18 protein-coding genes and 2 tRNA genes are annotated in these 20,765 nt (G+C 61.6%); 12 read left to right on the forward strand and 8 right to left on the reverse strand.

Annotated elements, in window-relative coordinates:
• Positions 1-20 precede the first annotated feature (20 nt).
• Positions 21-1,703 carry an energy-dependent translational throttle protein EttA gene (gene ettA / locus M1D89_RS11535; RefSeq protein ID WP_011775070.1) on the forward strand — a complete coding sequence of 561 codons (1,683 nt, stop codon included), beginning with the start codon at positions 21-23 and terminating at the stop codon, positions 1,701-1,703.
• Positions 1,704-1,768: 65 nt separating this feature from the next.
• Here the strand turns inward: ettA and M1D89_RS11540 are convergent, their stop codons facing one another.
• Positions 1,769-2,674, reverse strand: coding sequence for an acyl-CoA thioesterase (locus M1D89_RS11540; protein WP_498650633.1), 906 nt, complete (start codon positions 2,672-2,674; stop codon positions 1,769-1,771).
• A 63-nt stretch (positions 2,675-2,737) separates the two neighbouring features.
• Here M1D89_RS11540 and M1D89_RS11545 point away from each other — a divergent pair, with 63 nt between their 5' ends.
• On the forward strand, positions 2,738-3,409 hold the full coding sequence (locus tag M1D89_RS11545; RefSeq protein ID WP_498650635.1) for a DUF8185 domain-containing protein: 672 nt from the start codon (positions 2,738-2,740) through the stop codon (positions 3,407-3,409).
• 3 nt (positions 3,410-3,412) lie between these two features.
• Here M1D89_RS11545 and M1D89_RS11550 read toward each other — a convergent pair whose 3' ends face one another.
• Both M1D89_RS11550 and M1D89_RS11555 read right to left on the reverse strand, forming a co-directional pair.
• On the reverse strand, positions 3,413-3,895 hold the full coding sequence (locus tag M1D89_RS11550; protein WP_498650636.1) for a globin: 483 nt from the start codon (positions 3,893-3,895) through the stop codon (positions 3,413-3,415).
• Entirely contained in the window at positions 3,888-4,586 is a 699-nt protein-coding gene (locus M1D89_RS11555) for a mechanosensitive ion channel family protein (protein ID WP_498650637.1), read from the reverse strand. Before M1D89_RS11555 ends, M1D89_RS11550 begins: the two co-directional genes overlap by 8 nt.
• 87 nt (positions 4,587-4,673) lie before the next feature.
• On the opposite strand from M1D89_RS11555, the gene M1D89_RS11560 reads away from it, so the two are divergent.
• Positions 4,674-5,723 (forward strand): NAD-dependent epimerase/dehydratase family protein, encoded by a 1,050-nt coding sequence (locus M1D89_RS11560; protein WP_498650639.1) that lies wholly within the window; start codon positions 4,674-4,676, stop codon positions 5,721-5,723.
• Here M1D89_RS11560 and M1D89_RS11565 read toward each other — a convergent pair.
• Together M1D89_RS11565 and pepN are read right to left on the reverse strand one after the other, a co-directional pair.
• Positions 5,720-6,199 carry an OsmC family protein gene (locus M1D89_RS11565; protein WP_498650641.1) on the reverse strand — a complete coding sequence of 160 codons (480 nt, stop codon included), beginning with the start codon at positions 6,197-6,199 and terminating at the stop codon, positions 5,720-5,722. The two genes, M1D89_RS11560 and M1D89_RS11565, sit on opposite strands and share 4 nt — an antisense overlap.
• A 58-nt stretch (positions 6,200-6,257) precedes the next feature.
• The gene (pepN, locus tag M1D89_RS11570; RefSeq protein WP_498650945.1) at positions 6,258-8,858 is read right to left on the reverse strand and encodes an aminopeptidase N; all 2,601 of its coding nucleotides are present in this window, start codon (positions 8,856-8,858) and stop codon (positions 6,258-6,260) included.
• A gap of 93 nt (positions 8,859-8,951) precedes the next feature.
• On the opposite strand from pepN, the gene M1D89_RS11575 reads away from it, so the two are divergent.
• From M1D89_RS11575 to M1D89_RS11585, 3 genes are all read left to right on the forward strand, one after another.
• Positions 8,952-9,956: a hypothetical protein gene (locus tag M1D89_RS11575; protein ID WP_498650643.1), complete on the forward strand. Its 1,005-nt coding sequence runs from the start codon at positions 8,952-8,954 to the stop codon at positions 9,954-9,956.
• 79 nt (positions 9,957-10,035) lie between these two features.
• A complete protein-coding gene (locus M1D89_RS11580; RefSeq protein WP_498650644.1) occupies positions 10,036-10,518 on the forward strand; it encodes a ribose-5-phosphate isomerase in 483 nt (160 codons plus the stop codon).
• Positions 10,518-11,405 (forward strand): Fpg/Nei family DNA glycosylase, encoded by an 888-nt coding sequence (locus M1D89_RS11585; protein ID WP_498650647.1) that lies wholly within the window; start codon positions 10,518-10,520, stop codon positions 11,403-11,405. The genes M1D89_RS11580 and M1D89_RS11585 overlap by 1 nt, the downstream gene beginning before the upstream one ends.
• 58 nt (positions 11,406-11,463) lie before the next feature.
• Here the strand turns inward: M1D89_RS11585 and M1D89_RS11590 are convergent.
• Positions 11,464-11,537 (reverse strand) — tRNA-Gly (locus M1D89_RS11590).
• Between the two features lie 128 nt (positions 11,538-11,665).
• Between M1D89_RS11590 and M1D89_RS11595 the strand changes: the two genes are divergently transcribed.
• The 6 genes from M1D89_RS11595 (at position 11,666) to M1D89_RS11620 (ending at position 16,904) form a co-directional block, all read left to right on the forward strand.
• Positions 11,666-11,740, forward strand: a tRNA-Pro gene (locus M1D89_RS11595).
• Positions 11,741-11,809: 69 nt separating this feature from the next.
• The gene (gene tig / locus M1D89_RS11600; RefSeq protein ID WP_498650649.1) at positions 11,810-13,192 is read left to right on the forward strand and encodes a trigger factor; all 1,383 of its coding nucleotides are present in this window, start codon (positions 11,810-11,812) and stop codon (positions 13,190-13,192) included.
• Positions 13,193-13,412: 220 nt separating this feature from the next.
• Positions 13,413-14,024: an ATP-dependent Clp protease proteolytic subunit gene (locus M1D89_RS11605; protein ID WP_014922040.1), complete on the forward strand. Its 612-nt coding sequence runs from the start codon at positions 13,413-13,415 to the stop codon at positions 14,022-14,024.
• A 39-nt stretch (positions 14,025-14,063) separates the two neighbouring features.
• The gene (locus tag M1D89_RS11610; RefSeq protein ID WP_011775058.1) at positions 14,064-14,723 is read left to right on the forward strand and encodes an ATP-dependent Clp protease proteolytic subunit; all 660 of its coding nucleotides are present in this window, start codon (positions 14,064-14,066) and stop codon (positions 14,721-14,723) included.
• Positions 14,724-14,905: 182 nt separating this feature from the next.
• The gene (gene clpX, locus M1D89_RS11615; protein ID WP_498650653.1) at positions 14,906-16,195 is read left to right on the forward strand and encodes an ATP-dependent Clp protease ATP-binding subunit ClpX; all 1,290 of its coding nucleotides are present in this window, start codon (positions 14,906-14,908) and stop codon (positions 16,193-16,195) included.
• A gap of 46 nt (positions 16,196-16,241) precedes the next feature.
• Complete coding sequence (locus tag M1D89_RS11620; RefSeq protein ID WP_498650655.1) at positions 16,242-16,904, forward strand: mycothiol-dependent nitroreductase Rv2466c family protein; 663 nt, start codon at positions 16,242-16,244, stop codon at positions 16,902-16,904.
• A 10-nt stretch (positions 16,905-16,914) separates the two neighbouring features.
• Here the strand turns inward: M1D89_RS11620 and M1D89_RS11625 are convergent, their stop codons facing one another.
• Both M1D89_RS11625 and valS read right to left on the reverse strand, forming a co-directional pair.
• Positions 16,915-17,790, reverse strand: a complete 876-nt coding sequence (locus M1D89_RS11625) for an Fpg/Nei family DNA glycosylase (RefSeq protein ID WP_498650656.1) — start codon at positions 17,788-17,790, stop codon at positions 16,915-16,917.
• A 339-nt stretch (positions 17,791-18,129) separates the two neighbouring features.
• The gene (valS, locus tag M1D89_RS11630; protein WP_498650658.1) at positions 18,130-20,751 is read right to left on the reverse strand and encodes a valine--tRNA ligase; all 2,622 of its coding nucleotides are present in this window, start codon (positions 20,749-20,751) and stop codon (positions 18,130-18,132) included.
• Between the last annotated feature and the right edge of the window lie 14 nt (positions 20,752-20,765).

Raw genomic sequence — 20,765 nt, forward strand, 5'->3', positions numbered from 1 at the left:
TACCCATTAGATTTAAGGGCATGGCGGAATTCATTTACACGATGACCAAGGCTCGCAAGGCCGTTGGCGACAAACTTATTCTGGACGATGTCAGCATGTCGTTCTTCCCGGGCGCGAAGATCGGCGTCGTGGGTCCGAACGGTGCTGGTAAGTCCACCATCCTGAAGATCATGGCCGGACTGGACACCCCGTCAAACGGCGAGGCCCGCCTGAGCCCCGGCTACACCGTGGGCATCCTCTTGCAGGAACCGCCGCTGAACGAGGAAAAGACCGTCCTGGGCAACGTCCAGGAGGGTGTTGGCGAGATCTACGGCAAGATCCAGCGCTTCAATGAGATCTCCGAAGAAATGGCCAACCCGGACGCGGACTACGAGACGCTCCTGGACGAAATGGGCAAGCTTCAGGAAGCCATTGATGCGGCGGATGCCTGGGATATCGATTCCCAGCTTGAGCAGGCCATGGACGCGCTGCGCTGCCCGCCGGCTGACTCGGATGTCACAGTCCTTTCCGGTGGTGAGCGCCGCCGCGTAGCGCTGTGCAAGCTTCTCCTGCAGAAGCCCGACCTCCTGCTCCTTGACGAGCCCACCAACCACTTGGACGCCGAGAGCGTACTTTGGCTCGAGCAGCACTTGGCTCAATACCCCGGCGCCGTTCTTGCCGTGACTCACGACCGTTACTTCCTGGACCACGTGGCTGAGTGGATCGCAGAAGTCGACCGCGGCCACCTCTACCCGTACGAAGGCAACTACTCCACCTACTTGGAGAAGAAGAAAGCCCGCCTTGAGGTCCAAGGCAAGAAGGACGCAAAGCTTTCCAAGCGCCTCACCGAAGAACTTGAGTGGGTGCGCTCCAACGCCAAGGGCCGCCAGACCAAGTCCAAGGCACGTCTCGCCCGCTACGAGGAAATGGCTGCCGAGGCCGAGCGCACCCGCAAGCTGGACTTCGAAGAGATCCAGATTCCGCCGGGACCGCGCCTGGGTTCTTTGGTCATCGAGGCCAAGAACCTGAAGAAGGGCTTCGACGATCGAGTGCTGATCGAAGACCTTTCCTTCTCGCTGCCCCGCAACGGCATCGTCGGCGTTATTGGACCCAACGGTGTTGGTAAGTCCACGCTGTTCAAGACGATCGTCGGTATGGAGCCTTTGGACGATGGTGAGCTCAAGATCGGCGAGTCCGTGAAGATCTCCTACGTGGACCAGTCCCGTGGCGGCATCGATCCCAACAAATCCCTCTGGGAAGTTGTCTCCGAAGGCCATGACTTCATCCAGGTCGGCCAGGTTGAAATGCCTTCGCGGGCCTACGTTTCGGCGTTTGGTTTCAAGGGACCGGACCAGCAGAAGAAGGCGGGTGTCCTCTCCGGTGGTGAGCGCAACCGCCTGAACCTGGCCCTGACGCTCAAGCAGGGTGGCAACCTCCTGCTCCTTGACGAACCTACTAACGACCTCGACGTCGAAACCCTGAGCAGCCTTGAGAACGCCCTTCTCGAATTCCCGGGTTGCGCCGTAGTGGTATCGCACGACCGCTGGTTCCTGGATAGGGTTGCGACCCACATCCTCGCCTACGAAGGTGACGACGAGAACCCCTCCAAGTGGTACTGGTTCGAGGGCAACTTCGACTCCTACGAGGAGAACAAGGTGGAGCGCCTCGGCCCCGATGCCGCGAAGCCGCACCGTGTAACGCACCGCCGCCTGACCCGCGACTAGTAGTAAGCCGCAAAACACAAGAGGCCGGTCCCAGCAGGGATCGGCCTCTTGGCTTTAAGGCAGGGCTACGGAATCCGGACCATGCCTTCTTGGGCTACCGTGGCGACGTGCTGGCCTTCGCGGTTGAAGATGCGTCCTGTGGCGAGTCCCCGGGCACCTTGGGCGCTGGGAGATTCCTGAACGTAGAGCATCCACTCGTCCACGCGCACGGGGCGGTGCCACCACATCGCGTGATCGAGGCTGGCAACACTCATGCCCGGCGTCATCCAGGCCAAGCCGTGCTTACGGAGGATAGGTTCCAGCAGCGTGTAATCGCTCGCGTACGCCAAGGCGGCCCGGTGGAGGTTGGGGTCATCGGGAAGGGGGCCCATGGTCTTCATCCAGACGGCATTGGTAGCTACATGATCGGTGGGTGGGGACACATAGAGGGCGGGGTCGATGTGACGGACGTCGAAGGGCCGCTCTGAAGACATGTGCCGTGCCATGGGGTGATCGTAGTGGGACAACAGCTCGGCGGTGCTGGGCAGGGATTCCGGATCAGGGATGCCTTCCGGCATCTGTGCCTGATGGTCCAAGCCACTGTCCTCCACCTGGAAGGAAGCGATCATTGAGAGAATCGGCACACCGTCCTGGTAGGCGTGTACGCGGCGGGCCGAGAAGGAACGGCCATCCCGCAGTCTCTCCACACCGAAGGTGATGGGTTTGTTGGCATCACCCGGACGGAGAAAGTATCCGTGCATGGAGTGCGCCACCCTGTCCGGCTCAACGGTCCTCATGCCGGCCATCATGGACTGCGCCAACACCTGGCCACCAAAAACGCGGTGCCGGGGCTGCTTTTGGGACGGCCCCAGGAAAATGTCCTCATTGGTCCGGGCTCCGTCGAAGTCACCAAGATCCAGCAGGCCAATCAGCACTTCCATGGGGTCCTCTACGGGTGCTTCCACCTCAAGGCCAGCGTTCGTGTCAGTCATGGTTCGACTTTAGACGGCACCCCAACCCCTCTCAACCGGGGACATGCCGGTAGAGTCGATGATGTGACAGACGTCTTGACCCAGTCCTTCCGCTTCGCCGATTCCCGTGACCTCGCTGACCTGCGCACCTTCGTTACGCGAGCAAAGAGCATCGACGACGGCGCCATCCGCCTCCAGGCCGCGGGCAATGTCCTGGCCGCCTACGTGTGTGTCCTGAGGCCCCGCATCCTTGGCGAGTCAACCCCTACAATTCTTGGCCTGCGCACCATGGCCCTGGCTGAGCCTGCCCAAGCCGACGTCACCGTGACGCTTGCTTCCGTCATGGACCGCTTGGCCCGATCAGGCGCCGAAGATGTGGAACTGCCCGTCCCGCCGTCGACCGTTTCCGAATCCTGGGCGGGTGTAGGCGCGCCCCGGACCGGTTGGGAAGCCCAAGGAACAGTTCCCGACGCCGACCTCAAGGCTGCGGCGGAGGCCGGCATTGCGGAGGTGGCCGGCGTCATTCCGGCTTTGGCGGGCGCCGCGGTGGTCAACACGGCCAGGGCTGCAGTGTGGGGCCGGGAGCTGCCCGGTCTGGACGGTCTGCCGGCAGGTGCCGCTTTCGCCGCATTCGCTTTGGGTTTCCTGGGTGAGTCCGAGCAGAAGGTCTTCCGCAATGGCCGCTGGTTCCGTCTGAGCGGCCCCCGCGGCCATGTGCTGGTCCGGACGGGAGCCGGCTTGGGGCTCGGCTTCTAGGTCTTATGCGTCGGGGCCGGCCGAAGGGCTATTGACCATGGTCAGGGCCGCACGCTCCATGTAGTCCCATAGCGTGCCCTCATGCAACGGCGAGAGCTCCAAAGAGTCCACGGCCGTGCGCATGTGGAACAACCAGCGGTCCTTGGCTTCCGGTGTCACCCGGAAGGGCATATGGCGCATGCGCAACCGTGGGTGGCCGCGTTCTTCACCGTAGGTGGTGGGTCCGCCCCAGTATTGCTCCAGGAACATGAGGAAGCGGCGCTTTGCCGGTTCGAGGTCCTCTTCGGGGTACATGGGTCGAAGCAGCGGGTCCGTGGCTACGCCGTCGTAGAAGACGTCGATGAGTTTGACGAACGTTTCATGGCCACCGACTGCCGCGTAGAAGCTGTCCGTGTAGGCGGGCTGGCTGAACGGGTCGTTCTGCATCAGCTGGCGTCGGGGGCCTGCCTGGGGCGCTGGCGTTTGCCCACCTGCAGTGTTATTCATTGGACTTCTCCTCGGCTTTGGTGACGCGCGGGGCGCCTGCTGTGACGGGCGCAGCTGCAGCGCCGGGCTCGTCGCTGTTGTCAGGTGTTTCCAGCGGCACGTAATCGCCTTGGGAACGGTTGCCCACGCGGAGGATTTCGCCGTTGCGCAGGTACCAGATGGCACCGTCCTCAGCGCGGACCCGAGTGATGCGCAGGCCCACCGATTCAACGGTACCAATGACTTCGCTGGTAACAATGACGTCACCGATTCCGTATTGGTCCTCTATGGTGATGAAGATTCCCGCGAGGAAGTCGCGGATCAGCTGCTGGGCGCCGAAACCGATGGCAACACCGAGGATGCCCACGCTGGTCAGGAGCGGCGCGACGTCCACGTTCATGTATTTGAGGACGTAGATGATCACGATCACCACCACCACAACGCTTACCAGGCTCGTCAGCAGCGAGCCGATGGTCTCGGCGCGCTGGGAGCGTCGTTCATGGTCCAATGCACGGATTGCGGGTTGCACCCACTTGAAGTGCGGCTTCTTGAAGAAAGAACTGCCCGCCGAGACTCGTCGCGTAATGCGCAGGATGATGAACCGTGCCACGATCCACACAGCCAAGCCTACGCCCACTGTGATGAGGATCGACATGAGGTCGATTTTTTCGGGTTCGATGTTGATGGTTTCCGCCAGGGGGATGGAGGTCAAGGTGGAATAGCTCCTTGTCGTCGGCCCGTGTTCGCCGGGCGCGGAACACTCTGTCCACCTACAACCCTAGCGCCGTAGCGTGACGGTATGCGCATCCTGGTCTTGGGCGGTACCGCCTTCCTGTCAGCAGAAATCGCCCGGCAGGCTGTTGAAGCCGGACATGACGTCACCTGTTTGGCGCGCGGCAGTTCAACAAACCCGCCCGACGGCGTCACGTGGGTAAGGAGCGACCGTGCGGCGGGTGCAACGGCCTTCGCGGAAATAAACGGACGCTGGGACGAAGTGGTGGATGTCTCCCGGGATCCCGTACAGGCGCGTGTGGCACTGGACGTGCTGGGCCCCTCCACCGCGCATTGGAACTTCGTCTCAAGTTGCTCCGTGTACGCGGACCACTCAATACCTGACGCGGATGAGAACGCGGCCCTTTTGGAGCCCTTGCCTGAAGGCCAGTCAGGCACTCCGGAAACCTATGGAGAGTCCAAATCGGCGATCGAGCAGATGACTCTTGCCGCTGTGGGAGAGAAGGCGCATATCGTCCGGGCGGGACTCATTGGCGGACCCGGGGACGGCACCGAAAGATACGGTTATTGGCCTGCCCGATTCGCTGCGAACACGGACACGGTGCTGGTCCCGGACATCCCGGATGACGCCACGCAGATCATCGATGTCCGGGACCTCGCCGCGTGGATCCTGCAATCCGCGGAGGAAGGGCTGACGGGAATTTACAACGCCTTGGGAGAGGTAGTGCGGTTCGAGGACTACATCGCCGAGTCCCAGCGGGCGGTTGGAACCCCGGCAGGGGACGGAATCTCAGCAAGGGACAGAAATTCAGCAAAGGACAGAGCGGCCCAGGACGTCATCCGGCCTGACGAGGCTTGGCTCGTGGAGCACGGTGTCGAGTACTGGTCCGGCCCGGATTCCCTGCCCCTGTGGCTCCCGGCTGGTCACGACGGCTTTCAGGCGCGGAGCAACCGGGCGGCACGTGAGCGCGGAATGGTCCTGAGGCCGTGGCAGGAAACCCTGGCGGCCACCCTCGAGGATGAGCGGGCGAGAGGCTTGGACAGGGACCGAAAAGCCGGCTTGAGCCGTGAAACGGAACAAAGGCTCGTGGCACTCTGGCAGCTCGAACAGCGTTAGGTTGCTGCCGCCGTCGTGATCGGTTCGTGGAGGACCGGAAAGTTGACGCTGCGGGCAATGAAGCAGACCTGGTTGGCTTCATGGTGAAGCTGCGGGATCAAGCTTTCGTGGGCGGGATCGGCGATAGTGACGTGAGGCTTCAGGGTGACGGTTTCGAACTGCCCGCTGCCGTCCCGGTTGAGCTTCATGAGGCCTTCGGCGTTGTCCTCATAGCCGGTGACTACCACACCATGCTTGACGGCCACGTGCAGGAAGGACAACATGTGGCATTGCGAGAGAGCTGCAAGTAGCAACTGTTCCGGGTTGTAGCGTGTCCGGTCGCCGTGGAACGTCGGATCTGCTGAGCCCTTCAATGTCGGCAGGCCGTTGATTTCAATGTCGTGGTCCCTGGAATATCCCCGATAGCTGGCAGTCCCTTCGCCGAGGTTTCCGGTCCAGCGGACGGTCAGCGCGTAATGGTGTTCGTGGAGGCCCATGCGGATAGTTTAGCTCTGGGGCAACAACTGTCCGCACGGGCCTCATCAGGCTGCAGGCTTAGACGTCTGCTGCCCGTGCGCGCAGGGCCCGGGCTACGCTGTCCCGGTTTTCCAGCATCATGCGGCGCAGTGCTGCACTCTCCTCCGGAAGACCGGCCAGGAACTGGTCCGTGCGTTCCACCGTGGCCCGCGTTGTGAGCTGCGCCGGGTAAAGGCCCACCACGATCTGCTGGGCCAAGGCGTGAGTTCGTTCCTCAACGATGCCAGGTACGGCCTCGAAGTACTTCTCCGCGAAAGGTTCCAACAAAGCGGTGTCCACGACACGCATGAAGCCGGCCACGGCTGAGGCTTGCAAGGCGTTGGAGAGTTCTCCCTTGACCACGATCGAGTCCCAAGCTGCTGCCTTGGCCTCCGGGGTGGGGATGGCTGCTTTGGCCTGGGCTGCTGCATTTTGGCCGTTGGAAGTGTTATCCCGGGAAAGTTCCTCGTCGATCCGCGTTTGGCCCTGCCGGCCGCCGGCAACAAGGGCTGTGAGCAGTTCCCACCGCATGTCTTGGTCGATGCTGAGTCCTTCGAGGGTCTCCGAACCGTCCAAAAGGGCCTGAATACGGTCGAACTGTCCGCCACTGCGTGCCAGTTGGGCGTACGACTTGGCGAACTGCAACTGGGCATCCGATCCCGCGACAGCGGACGATGCGAGGTCCCACAACTTGTCCGCAGCCGCGATCGTCGAGTCAAGCTTGTGATCGGCGGCCACGAAATAGCTCAGGGTGGTGGCGAGCTGACGCAATTGCACCAGGATGACGGAGGAGTCTGTTTCCGAAGCAATGTTCGCCAGGATAAGTTCCACGTAGCCGCGGGCCGGAGTTTCGCCGTCGCGGGCCGCGTCCCAGGCCGAACCCCACACCAAAGTGCGGGGCAGGCTGGCCGCAAAGTCTTTCAGGTGGGCCTTGGCGGTGGCAAGGGAGTGCTCATCGAGGCGGACCTTGGCATACGCGAGGTCGTCGTCGTTCAAGAGGATCAGGTCCGGGCGCGCCTTGCCAACCAAGGCAGGTACCTCGGTGCGGGGGCCGTCAACGTCGAGTTCCTCGCGGTGGGTCCGCTCCAGCTTCCCTTCGCCCGAGAGCGTGTAGAAGCCAACGGCCAGGCGGTGCGGGCGGAGCGTGGGCTGTTCGTCGATCGCGGTCTGCAGGATCGCGAAATCGGCAATGGTGCCGTCCGCCGCAACGGACAGCTCCGGGGCGAGCGTGTTCACGCCGGCAGTTTCGAGCCAAAGCTTGCCCCACGCGTCCAGGTCGCGGCCGGAGGCAGCTTCGAGCTCCACCATGAGGTCAGCGAGCTCCGTGTTCTTCCAAGCGTGCTTGGCGAAGTACGTGCGCACACCGGCCATGAACTGTTCCGGACCCACCCAGGCCACCAACTGCCGCAGCACGGAAGCGCCCTTGGCGTAGGTGATGCCGTCGAAGTTGACCTCGACGTCTTCGAGGTTGTTGATCTCGGCAAAGATCGGATGCGTGGTGGGCAACTGGTCCTGCTTGTAGGCCCAGGACTTTTCCACGGAGGCGAACGTCGTCCACGCCCGATCGAATTCAGTGTTCTCAACGGCGGCCAAGTGAGACATGTATTCGGCGAAGCTCTCGTTGAGCCAGAGGTCGTTCCACCAACGCATGGTCACCAGGTCCCCGAACCACATGTGCGCCAGTTCGTGCAGGACCGTGATGGCGCGCCGCTCAATTTGAGCGCCCGTGACCTTTCCACGGAAAACGTAGCCTTCCAAGATGGTCACGGCACCGGCATTCTCCATGGCTCCGGCATTGAACTCCGGGACGAACAGCTGGTCGTATTTCCCGAACGGGTACGGGAACCCGAATTGTGCCTCGAAGAACTCGAAGCCCTGGCGGGTCAGTTCAAAGATGTTGTCCGCGTCCAAGTACTGCATGAGTGACTTCCGGGCAAATACTCCCAGAGGGATGACGCGGCCGTCTGAGCTGGTGACCTCGGAGCGGACCGATTGGTACGGCCCGGCGATCAAGGCCGTGACGTAGGAAGACAGCCGGGCAGTGGGAGCGAATTCCCACACTGAACGCTCAGTGCCATCCTCGCTGGCAGGAGCTTCAACTGGAATCGGCGTGGGGGAGTTGGAGATCACGTCCCAATGCGACGGCGCAGTAACGGTGAACGTGAAGCTGGCCTTCAGGTCGGGCTGTTCAAAAACGGCGAACATGCGCCGCGAGTCAGGAACTTCGAACTGCGTGTAGAGGTAAACCTCGCCATCAACAGGGTCTACGAATCTGTGGAGTCCCTCGCCCGTGTTCATGTAGGGAGCATCTGCCACCACCACGAGTTCGTTGTCCGCTGCCAGATCCGGGAGCTGGATGCGGACGCCGTCAGAGACTTCCGCAGGGTCCAGCTCGGTGCCGTTCAACGTCACGCTGTGGACCGCCGCAGTGATGGCATCGATGAAGGTGGACGATCCCGGCTCCGCGGAAAACTTCACAACAGTGGTGGAGCCGAAGGTCTCAGCGCCCTGGGTCAGGTCCAGGGTGACGTCGTACGACTCGACGTTGAGCAGTTCGGCGCGGGTGGCGGCTTCATCGCGCGTAAGGTTCAGGCCTGGCAAGTGGTGCCTCCGGAGATTTTGGGATGGCCGGCCCGTCATGGCCGGACGCTGGTGTGAAGTCATTCTTTCACTCCAAGCCGTGAAGGCAAGGAGCAGGCACCACAGTGTCGCGCCACGGAGTAGCGTTGGCTTATGGCATCCTTCCGGGACACCCTCGACTTCCGCGCACTGAGGTTTGCGGTCGCCTTTCCGTTGCTGCTCGCCGTCGGGTTTGTAGTGTGCGCCCAGATGCTGCGCAACGACCTCCCAAACCCGGTTGCCGTTATGTGGAGCGCCGACGGCGGCACTTCCTTCGCTCCATTCGGCGCCTACGTGGCAGGCGGCGCTGCCCTCATCACCTTCTGCGGTTGGGCAGTCTTCCTCCAAGCGGTATCGATTTCCCGCCCCGTGGTCATGCGCCGGGTCATGATGGGCGTGGGCCTCATGGTCAGCCTTTTCATCACCACGGTGTTGGCGGCCGGCTTGGTCGGCCAGTCCGGACTGGCGGACGCGCGCGAATCCCACGTTGATCCGATTGTCCTGGCCATGGGCAGTGGCGCCGCAGTGGCGCTGGGTGTCGTCATGATGTTCGCCTTCAAGCCGGACCCTCGATGGACCCGTGAGGATGACGTTGCGCTCGAGGAAGAGCTGCGTCTTCTCGAAGATCCCGATCTCGCCCGCGACACGCTCCGGCTGTGGGTGCATGCCCGGAGTTCCGTTTTCGTCATGATCATAGTCTCGGCATTGTTCCCCGCTGCGCTGATAGCGGTGGCGGTTCCGTGGCTCGGTGCCTTGGTAGCAGCGGCGGCTCTGATCGGCGCAGGTTTCCTGTTCGCACGGGTGCGGGCGGACAGGGGAGGGCTGCAGGTATTCGCCGGCGGGATCGTCCGCGTCCTGACCGTCCCCGCCGTCGACATCGCTGCGGCAGCTCCTGCGGACGTAAAGGCGGCAGACTATGGCGGGTGGGGCTGGCGGCATCACGACGACGCCACTGCCATGCTCGTCAGCAGCGGACCTGCCGTCGTCGTAAGGAAACTTAATGGAGGCCGGGTGGCACTAAGCGCAGGGACCCAGGCTTCCGCAGACAAACTCGCCGGTGTCCTCAACCGGGCAGCGCGTCGTGCTCATGGCGACGGGCAGGCCCAACAACCCGGGTAGCGGTACCCTAGGTAGCGCATCCCTCAACGCCGCGCCCGGCCATGTGCCGTACCCGCGCGCCAGAAAGAATGGACTTCCTGTGACTACACCCCGCGTCCACATTGCTACGGACCACGCCGGCATGGAACTCAGTGCCCACCTGGTCAGCCACCTCACGGCCAAAGGCTATGAAGTGGTGGACCACGGGCCCAAGGAGTACGACGCCCTGGATGACTACCCCTCCTTCTGCATCAATGCCGGCCTCGCTGTGGTGGCAGACCAGAAAGCCGGTGTGCACGCACTCGGGATTGTGCTGGGCGGCTCAGGCAATGGAGAACAAATTGCTGCCAACAAGGTAAGCGGCGTCCGCGCCGCCCTCGCATGGAACCTCTCCACCGCAAAGTTGGCCCGCGAACACAACGACGCCAACGTCGTGGCTGTTGGCGGACGCCAGCACACCGTTGAGGAGGCCACCGAGCTCATCGAAGCCTTCCTTCAGGAACCATTCAGCAACGACGAACGCCACATTCGCCGGATCGGAAAAATTGCCGTGTACGAAACCACCGGCGAGATCGTCGAGTAGTGCCTGAGGGGCATTCAATCCATAGGCTGGCCCGCCAGTTCCAGGATGTTTTTGGCGGCCGGCGTTTGGATCTTTCCAGCCCGCAAGGGAGATTCGCCGCCGGCGCGGAGCTACTCACCGGGCACACCATGGTGGAAGCCACCGCCCATGGCAAGCAGCTCTTTCTCAGGTTTGACCACGAGCTCTTCCTTCACGTCCACCTTGGCCTCTACGGGGCCTGGAGCTTTGGCGGCGATAGGTCCTTCACGGGTGCCTCCAGCATTGGGGCTCCGCGTCGCATCGGCGAACGGGAGGCGGGCCCCTCTTCTGACGACGGGGACTACGCCGGCCCGCCTCCTCCCGTGGGCGCAGTGCGTGTCCGGCTGGTGTCCGGGCACGGCTGGGCGGATCTCCGTGGTGCCACCACCTGCGCCGCAATAACTGCAGCTGAGGCAGCGGCCGTGTTGGCGCGCTTGGGCCCGGACCCGCTCCACAATCGGCAAGGAGACCGTGAGGAGTTCATCCGCCGCCTGCGCCGCCGCAAGACGCCGGTGGCCCTTCTCTTGATGGACCAGTCCGTCTTAGCCGGCGTCGGCAACATCTACAGGGCCGAGGTGTTATTCCGGCAGGCCGTCGACCCCTGGACGCCGGGAAGCACCATTGATGCGGAAACCGCTGGTCGTCTCTGGGACGACACCGTGGACACCATGTCCGACGGCGTCCGTGACGGACGGATTGTTACGACGCCCTCAACTCTGTGGACCGGCGCCGGCGTTGTAGCACCCGACGCCGATGCCCACTTCGTCTACAAGCGGGACGGCCTGCCCTGCCGGGCGTGCGGGATGACGGTGGGGATGACGGAAATCGGTGCCCGCAAGCTGTATTGGTGCCCCGGCTGCCAAGTGTAGAAATCCATGCTTTGAAGAAGAAAAAGGGCCCCGATCCGCGGATCGGGGCCCTTCTCCATGGAGGGGACGACGGGAATCGAACCCGCGTAATCAGTTTGGAAGACTGAGGCTTTACCATTAAGCTACGTCCCCAGGCGGATATTCCTTGTTCAGGACATCTTCCTGGTGGCTGTTGAAGCCGGGTACTACTAAACCTAATTCCGGCGGCAGTGTCAAATGTGCATTCTGGGCTCGCTTGCCCGTAGACTGTCCTGTGCATTCGGGGTGTAGCTCAGCTTGGCTAGAGCGCCTGCTTTGGGAGCAGGAAGTCGCAGGTTCAAATCCTGTCACCCCGACTCTGTGTTTGTGTCCGCTTCAGGGGCACGACAGAACCCCATACCCACAAAATCAGGAGTACTTAGACTGTGAAGAGCGCTGTCGAGAACCTCACCGCAACGCGGGTCAAGCTCAACGTTGAGGTTCCCTTTGAGGAACTGAAGCCGAGCATCGATGCCGCGTACAAGACCGTTGCTTCGCAGATCCAGGTTCCCGGATTCCGCAAGGGCAAAGTTCCCTCCAAGCTGATCGACCAGCGCGTTGGCCGTGGCTACGTTCTGGAGACTGCCATCAACGATGGCCTCAACGGCTGGTACCAGGCTGCAGTTCAGGAGACGGGCGTTCGCCCCCTGAGCCGCCCCGAAGTTGAAATCACCGAGGTCCCGGACCCGTCCGCAACCGATGGCGAACTCAAGTTCCAGGTGGAGATCGACGTCCGCCCCGAGATCGAGCTGCCCGACTACGCCGGCATCAAGGTTGAGGTTGCTGCTGCTGAGTCTTCCGAAGCTGACGTTGACAAGGCGCTGGACGAACTGCGTGGCCGCTTCGGCACGCTGAAGTCCGTTGAGCGTCCTGCCAAGAACGACGACTTCCTCACCATCGACATCACCGCCACGATTGACGGCGAAGACATCGATTCCGCTTCCGGCCTTTCTTACCAGGTTGGTGCCGGCACCATGCTCGAAGGCCTCGACGAAGCCGTGACCGGCCTCTCCGCCGACGAAGAAGCAATCTTCGAGACCACGCTGGTTGGCGGCGACCACGCCGGCGAGTCCGCACAGGTGAAGGTTGTTGTCAAGGCTGTCAAGGAGCGCGAGCTTCCCGAGGCAAACGACGACTTCGCCCAGCTCGCCTCCGAGTTTGACACCCTTGGTGAACTCCGTGAGGACCTTGCCAAGCAGGCCGCCGACTCCAAGGTAGTTGAGCAGGGCGTTGAGGCACGCGACAAGGTCCTGGACAAGCTCGTTGAGCTCGTTGAGGTCCCCGTCCCGGATTCCGTTGTCGAGGAGCAGATCGAAGCTCACTTCAACCCGGAGAACGCACACGGCGAAGGTGACCACGACACCGAGGAGCACCGCGCAGAGGTCAAGGCCAACACTGAGCGTGCCTTCCAGAACGAGATCATCCTCGACGCCATTGCGGACAAGGAAGAAGTAGACGTCAGCCAGAACGAGCTGATCGACTACATCGTGACCACCGCAAGCCAGTACGGTATGGATCCCAACCAGTTCGCCCAGATCATTGATCAGAGCGGCCAGGTTCCCATGATGGTTTCCGAGGTTCGCCGCCGCAAGGCCCTGGCTGTTGTGCTGGGTCAGGCTGAGGTAGTCGACTCCGAGGGCAACAAGGTTGACCTCACGGACTTCGTCCGCCCCGCCGGCGAAGCAGCAGCCGAAGAGGCTGCAGCAGTTGAAGCAACCGAAGAAGCTGACGTTGTCGCAAGCGACGACCCCGCAGCAGTGAAGTTCTAGTCAACGACTTCAACCGGCCTCGGATCTCATGATCCGGGGCCGGTTTGCTTTAAGGCTGAACATTGGTGCTGAACGCAGACGTGCGCCGTCAGCGAACAGTGCGATTTCGGCGAACAAATCATCCGCGAAAACGGTTAGTGTCCAAGTAGTGAAGTTCAGTGAGGTCACTGGCACCAGCGAGAGGTAAGTACTTATGTCACAGCAATCAGAGGCTCCCCGGATGGCAACTGTCGATCCCGCAGCCCAGGACAACTACATCTACAACCGCCTGCTGAAAGAGCGCATCATCTGGCTCGGCTCTGAAGTCCGTGACGAGAACGCCAACGCCATCTGCTCGCAGCTCCTCCTCCTCTCGGCCGAAGACCCGGAGAAGGATATCTACCTGTACATCAACTCCCCGGGTGGTTCCGTGACGGCCGGCATGGCCATCTACGACACCATGCAGTTCATCCCGAACGATGTCGTCACAGTGGCGACCGGTCTGGCAGCGTCAATGGGCCAGTTCCTCCTTTCCTCCGGCACCAAGGGCAAGCGTTACGCGACGCCCAACGCACGTATCCTGATGCACCAGCCCTCGGGCGGCATCGGCGGCACGGCCTCGGATATCAAGATTCAGGCAGAACTGATCCTGCACATGAAGAAGGTCATGGCCGAACTCACGGCTGAGCAGACCGGGCAGTCCGTGGAAACCATCCTCAAGGACAACGACCGCGACAAGTGGTTTACGGCTACTGAGGCCTTGGAGTACGGCTTCTTCGACAAGATCTCGGCGCACGCCGGTTCTGTTGCCGGCGGCGGCGGAACGGCCAACCAGTCGAACTCCGAAAACTAACCGGCACAAAGAACCACTGAAACCCCAGGAGTAAAGAACATGAACTACAACTTCGGATGGTCTGCCGGTAATCTCCCGTCCAGCCGTTACGTCCTGCCCCAGTTCGAGGAGCGCACGCCTTACGGCTTCAAGCGCCAGGACCCGTACACCAAGCTGTTCGAGGACCGCATCATCTTCCTGGGTGTCCAGGTTGACGACGCATCCGCTGACGACATCATGGCCCAGCTGCTGGTCCTTGAGTCGACTGATCCGGACCGCGACATCACCCTGTACATCAATTCGCCGGGTGGCTCGTTTACTGCCATGACGGCCATCTACGACACCATGCAGTACATCCGTCCGGAGATCCAGACGGTATGCCTTGGGCAGGCAGCCAGCGCGGCTGCGGTCCTGCTTGCTGCTGGTACGCCCGGAAAGCGCTTGGCTCTGCCGAACGCCCGCGTTCTGATTCACCAGCCGGCTCTTTCCGGTGGTCAAGGCGGACAGGCCTCGGACCTCGAGATCCAGGCGGCTGAAGTCATGCGCATGCGCACCTGGCTGGAGGACACGCTGGCGCATCACTCGGGCCGTACGTCCGAGCAGGTCAACAACGACATCGAGCGAGACAAGATCCTCACTGCGGCGGACGCCCTGAGCTACGGTCTCATCGACCAGGTTCTGGACTCCCGTAAGATCAAGCCCCAGGCAATCGCCCGGTAGAGCACGGATTTCGACGCCGGTGCGGTTCACGAAATATGGACCGCACCGGCGTTCTGTTTCCACCCAAGCAGCCCATTGTGACCTAGAGTGGATGTTGTCACGGTGGTGCCAACCGCGGCGTGGCCGCACACTTGAGTACGGCGCGGAGCCGCATCACCCGCATGCAACGAAGGGATTCCCACATGGCTCGGATTGGCGAGAGCACGGATCTGCTGAAGTGTTCTTTCTGCGGAAAGAGCCAGAAGCAGGTACGGAAGCTCATTGCCGGGCCCGGTGTCTACATCTGCGATGAGTGCATCGAGCTTTGCAACGAGATCATCGAGGAGGAACTCGCTGAAGTCTCTGATCTCGGTAGTTTCGAGCTACCCAAGCCTCGTGAGATCTTCGACTTCCTGCAGGAATACGTCATCGGCCAGGAACCTGCCAAGCGTTCCTTGGCGGTAGCGGTTTACAACCACTACAAGCGCATTCAGGCCGGCCACGCACCTAAGGCCGGCAGCCTCGGTGAGGGCTCGCACCACGAAGATGTCGAGATCGCCAAGTCCAACATCCTCCTGATCGGCCCGACGGGTTGCGGCAAAACTTATTTGGCACAGACGTTGGCTCGTCGCCTGAATGTGCCGTTTGCCGTAGCTGACGCCACCGCTTTGACGGAAGCCGGCTATGTTGGCGAGGACGTCGAGAACATCCTGCTCAAGCTAATCCAGGCTGCTGACTACGACGTCAAGAAGGCTGAGCAAGGCATCATCTACATCGATGAGATCGACAAAATCTCCCGTAAGAGTGAGAACCCGTCGATCACCCGCGATGTCTCTGGCGAAGGTGTGCAGCAAGCACTCTTGAAAATTCTGGAAGGCACAGTCGCCTCCGTTCCACCCCAAGGTGGCCGGAAACACCCGCACCAGGAATTCATCCAGATCGACACCACCAACGTTCTCTTCATTGTTGCTGGTGCGTTCGCCGGACTGGAAGACATCATCGGTTCGCGCTCCGGACGCAAGGGCATCGGATTCGGTGCACCGCTCAATGAGGCCCGGGACAACGTGGATACTTACGGCGAAGTCATGCCGGAGGATTTGCTCAAGTTCGGCCTCATTCCCGAATTCATCGGGCGACTTCCTGTCATCACGACGGTATCGAGCCTCGATCGGCCGGCGCTGATCCAGATCCTCTCCACCCCAAAGAACGCTTTGGTGAAGCAGTACCAGAAGATGTTCCAGTTGGACGGCGTGGAGTTGCAGTTCGAGGACGACGCCTTGGACGCCATAGCGGACCAGGCGCTTGAACGTGGCACTGGTGCACGTGGCCTGCGGGCCATCATGGAAGATGTGCTGCTGCCCGTTATGTTCGATCTCCCCAGCAGGGACGACATCGCAACTGTGGTGATCACTGCGGACGTCGTGGCCAAGAAGGCACAGCCCACCATGATCGCCCACGACGTCGTTGCCAAGCGCCGGAATAAGTCGGCCTAGCCTCCTGTTGGCCTAAACGAGACATGGTTCCGCCGGGACCTTGGTCATGCCACTTTCACACCTTTCAGAGGAGTTCCCTGTGCCCGAACAGACTGTGTCCGAAGAGAACGTCAATAAGGCTGATTTCTGGTTTGACCCCGTATGCCCCTTCGCGTGGATCACATCGCGCTGGATCGGTGAGGTGGAGCAGGTGCGGGGCATCGAGACCGAATGGCACGTCATGAGCCTTTCAGTGCTCAATGAGGGCCGTGACCTCCCCGGGAATTACCGCGCCATGATGGATGACAGCTGGGGTCCTGTTCGAGTGATCATTGCAGCCCAGGAGCTCCACGGCAGCAGCTACGTCAAGCCGTTGTATGACGCCATGGGGGAGCAGATCCACCACGAGGGTAACAAGGACCGCACTTCGGTGATCCAGAAGGCCCTCGCCGAGACCGGACTGCCCGCTGACCTGGCACGCTTTGCTGGCTCAGATGATTACGATGCCCAGCTGCGCGCCAGCCACGAAGCCGGTATTTCACTGGTGGGCCAGGACGTCGGAACTCCCGTTGTAGCCGTCAACGGCACGGCGTTCTTCGGTCCTGTGCTTACTCGGATTCCCCGGGGTGAAGAAGCCGGGAAGCTCTGGGACGCCACGGTGACCTTGGCTGGTTACCCGCACTTCTTTGAGCTGAAGCGCAGCCGCACTGAAAGCCCTGAGTTCAACTAACGGTTAACCTCTACTTCAGGAACCGTGAGGTCCTGCGGTCGGCGAGTATTTTCCCGTTGGTCTGGCAGGTAGGGCAATACTGAAGTGAGGTGTCCGCGAAGGACACCTCACGGACGGTATCCCCACACACCGGGCAGGGCTGGCCGGTCCTCGCATGCACGCGGAAGTTGCTGCGCTTAGTGTCCTTGAGTTCGCTGGACGGCTTGCCGGCTGCTGCGTTGACGGCACCTACCAGGATCTCCTGCATGGCCTCATAAAGCCGGGCCACCGTTGCCTGGTCCAAGGACTTGGCGGTGGCAAAGGGGGAAATCCTGGCGGCGTGGAGAATTTCGTCGCTGTAGGCATTGCCGATTCCAGCGATGACGCTCTGGCTTCGCAGCAGGCCTTTGATTTGTTGCGAACTTGAGCCGACGATCGCAGCCAGCGCTTCCAGGTCAAAATCGGGGCTGAGCGGTTCGGGTCCAAGGGTGGCTATTCCCGGAACGTCCTCTGGATCTCTCACCACGTAGATTGCGAGGCTCTTTTTAGTTCCAGCTTCGGTCAGGTCCACGCCTATGTGGGCGTCGTCGGCAGGGCGATGGAGTAAGAGTCGGGCTGAGATGTTGCTTTTGCCCATGCGCAACCCGGCGGAGGACGGGTGTTCGGTGTACCTGACCCAGCCGGCCTTTGCCAGGTGGAACACGAAGAACAAACCGTCAGCGTCAAGGCACACAAACTTCCCAATGCGTCTTGTGCCGAGAATGCTCCGGCCCTCAAGAGCCGTGTAGGGAGGATCCGCCGTCTTGAGCGCAGAGATGGAGTTGATGCGGACCTCGGTCAGCACGGCTCCATGGAGTTGGGTGTCCAAGTACATGCACAGGCCGTGCACTTCGGGGAGTTCCGGCATGGTCAATACTCTGCCACAGGCAGCCATCTACCCGCAGGAGAACTACAGGTTTGTAGTTCTTTCCAAACCCTTGTGCATCGTCCTCAGCGGGACAACAATAGTTCTTACCCACTTCGAAAGAAGAGGGACACGGAAACCAAAGATTCAGTGATTGCAACCGACGCAGCCTTTGGCAAAGTTGGAAGCAACCTACCAGTGATGAGGTAGGAAGACCTGAAATTCCAAGGATTCCGCCAGACTGTCAAGACATCACCAGACAGCCGAAAAGTCGAAGCCCCACCAACGGCAAAACGCTGATGGGGCTTCCCCTTTGCCCTAAAACGGGCGGCTTACGATTTTCTAGGACACGGGCTGTTCCTCGGCGGGTGCCAGGACAACATCGCTGACCGTAAGGTCGCCTTCACCGGACTGGAGACTGATCTCCTGCGCATTTGCGGCTGCCTTCAGGTCGCCAAGGCCGGCCTTCAGCTGGGCGACCAGTACCTCGGAAGCGGTAATGGATGCGGAGAGCACCTCGGTCCGTTGCTTCACCTTCGCCTCCGACTTGGCCTTGCGGATGCCGCTGAGTGCTATGCCCACAGTGCCAAGCATGGTGGTGTCGCCATCGGTGATCTCCAAGGCCGCCGGCCACTGGGCGCGGTGAACTGATCCTGTCCGCCACCAGCCCCAGACCTCTTCGGTAGCAAAGGGCAGGAACGGTGCGAACAGGCGCAGGAGCGAGTCCAGTGTTGTCGCGAGGGCGGCAAGAACGGATGCCTGCTCGGATTCGCCGGCGGCACCGTACGCACGGTCCTTGATGAGCTCCACGTAGTCGTCCGTAAACTGCCAGAAGAACGACTCAGTGATCTGGAGTGCGCGGGCGTAGTCGTAGTTCTCGAACGCCTTGGTGGATTGGGCCACGACGTCGGACAGCTGCGCCAACAGCGCACGGTCCAACGGGTTGGACAGCACCGAAAGATCGGATGTCACCACTGAGTTCTCGGTGGCGCCGAGGTTCAGCACAAACTTCGAAGCGTTCAGCAATTTGATGGCCAGGCGGCGGCCGATCTTCATCTGGGCGATCTCGTAAGCGGTGTCAGCGCCGAGCTTGGCCGAGGCTGCCCAATAGCGGACGGCATCCGAACCGTACTCGTTCAGCACGTCCGTGGGCACAACGACATTGCCCTTGGACTTGGACATCTTCTTGCGGTCCGGGTCCAGAATCCAGCCTGAGATGGCCGCGTGCTTCCACGGGGCGCTCCTTTGCAGGGCGTCGGCGCGAACGGCAGAGGAGAACAGCCAGGTGCGGATGATGTCGTGACCCTGCGGGCGGAGGTCGAACGGGTAAACCTTGGAGAACAGTTCCTCGTCGCGGCTCCAGCCACCCACAATCTGGGGGGTCAGAGAGGACGTGGCCCAGGTGTCCAGCACATCGGCGTCTCCGGTGAACCCGTTGGCTTGGTCGCGCTGCGATTCTTCGAAGCCGGGTGCGGCATCTGCGGCGGGATCCACCGGGAGCATCTTATCCGTGGGCAGGATGGGGTTGTCGTAGTCCGGGTTGCCTTGGGCGTCCAGCGGGTACCAGACGGGGATGGGCACTCCGAAGAAGCGCTGGCGGGACACGAGCCAGTCACCGTTGAGGCCGGCGATCCAGTTTTCGTAGCGGGAACGCATGAACGCAGGGTGGAAGGTGATTTCATGGCCACGGGCGATCAGGCGTTCGCGGCGCTCCTCGTCGCGGCCACCGTTGCGGATGTACCACTGACGGGAGGTAACAACCTCAAGGGGCTTGTCACCCTTCTCGAAGAAGTTCACCGGGTGGGTGATCTTCTTCGGTTCGCCGTCCAGGAGTTCCGCTGCCTTGAGCAGTTCAACCACGGCTTCCTTGGCAGAGAAAGCGGTCTTGCCGGCGATCGCAGCGTAGGCTTCTTTGCCGGCGTCGGTGGTGATCCATTCAGGCGTCTCGGCAATGATGCGGCCGTCGCGGCCCATGATGGCGCGGGTGGGCAGCTGCAGTTCCCGCCACCAGGTGACGTCGGTCAGGTCACCAAAGGTACAGACCATGGCGATGCCTGAGCCTTTGTCCGCTTTGGCCAGAGGGTGGGCCTTGACCTCGAGCTCCACATCGAACAGCGGAGACTTCACGGTCTTGCCGAAGAGCGGCTGATACCGTTCGTCGTCGGGATTTGCCACCAGGGCCGCGCAGGCGGCGAGCAGTTCCGGGCGGGTGGTCTCGATGAAGATCTTCTCGCCGTCTTCGGTGAAGAACGGGTAGCGGTAGTAGGCGCCGGCGACTTCGCGGTCCTCAAGCTCAGCCTGCGCTACTGCAGTGCGGAACGTCACATCCCACAGTGTGGGTGCCTCGGCCATGTAGGCGTCACCGGCAGAGAGGTTCGCGAGGAAGGCGCGCTGGGACACCGCACGTGAGGTGTCGTCAATGGTGCGGTAGGTGAGGTCCCAGTCCACGGACAAGCCAAGGGTCTGGAACAAGTTCTCGAAGACTTTCTCGTCCTCAACGGCGAGTTCTTCACACAGCTCGATGAAGTTCTGGCGCGAAACGACGTCGAAATCGCGCTGGTTCTTGGCAGGCTGCGCTGGAGGCGTGTAGTCGGCCTTGTAGGGGATGGCGGGATCGCAACGCACACCGTAGTAGTTCTGGACGCGGCGCTCGGTGGGCAAGCCGTTGTCGTCCCAGCCCATGGGGTAGAAGACGTTCTTGCCGGTCATGCGCATGTAGCGGGCTTGGACGTCAGTCTGGGTGAAGGAGAACATATGGCCCACGTGGAGCGAGCCGGATGCCGTGGGCGGGGGAGTGTCGATCGAGTAGACCTGCTCCCGGGTGGTGTCCGGATTGAACTTGTAGGTCCCTTCCTTCAGCCAGCGCTGCGTCAAGGCAGACTCAAGGCCTTCAAGGGCCGGCTTGTCGGGAACGTTGATGGGGGCGGTGGCGGGCGTGTCTGTACCCTGCGTTGATTCAGCCATGGATCAATTGTTTC

It is taken from the genome of Arthrobacter sp. D3-18 (assembly GCF_054408525.1).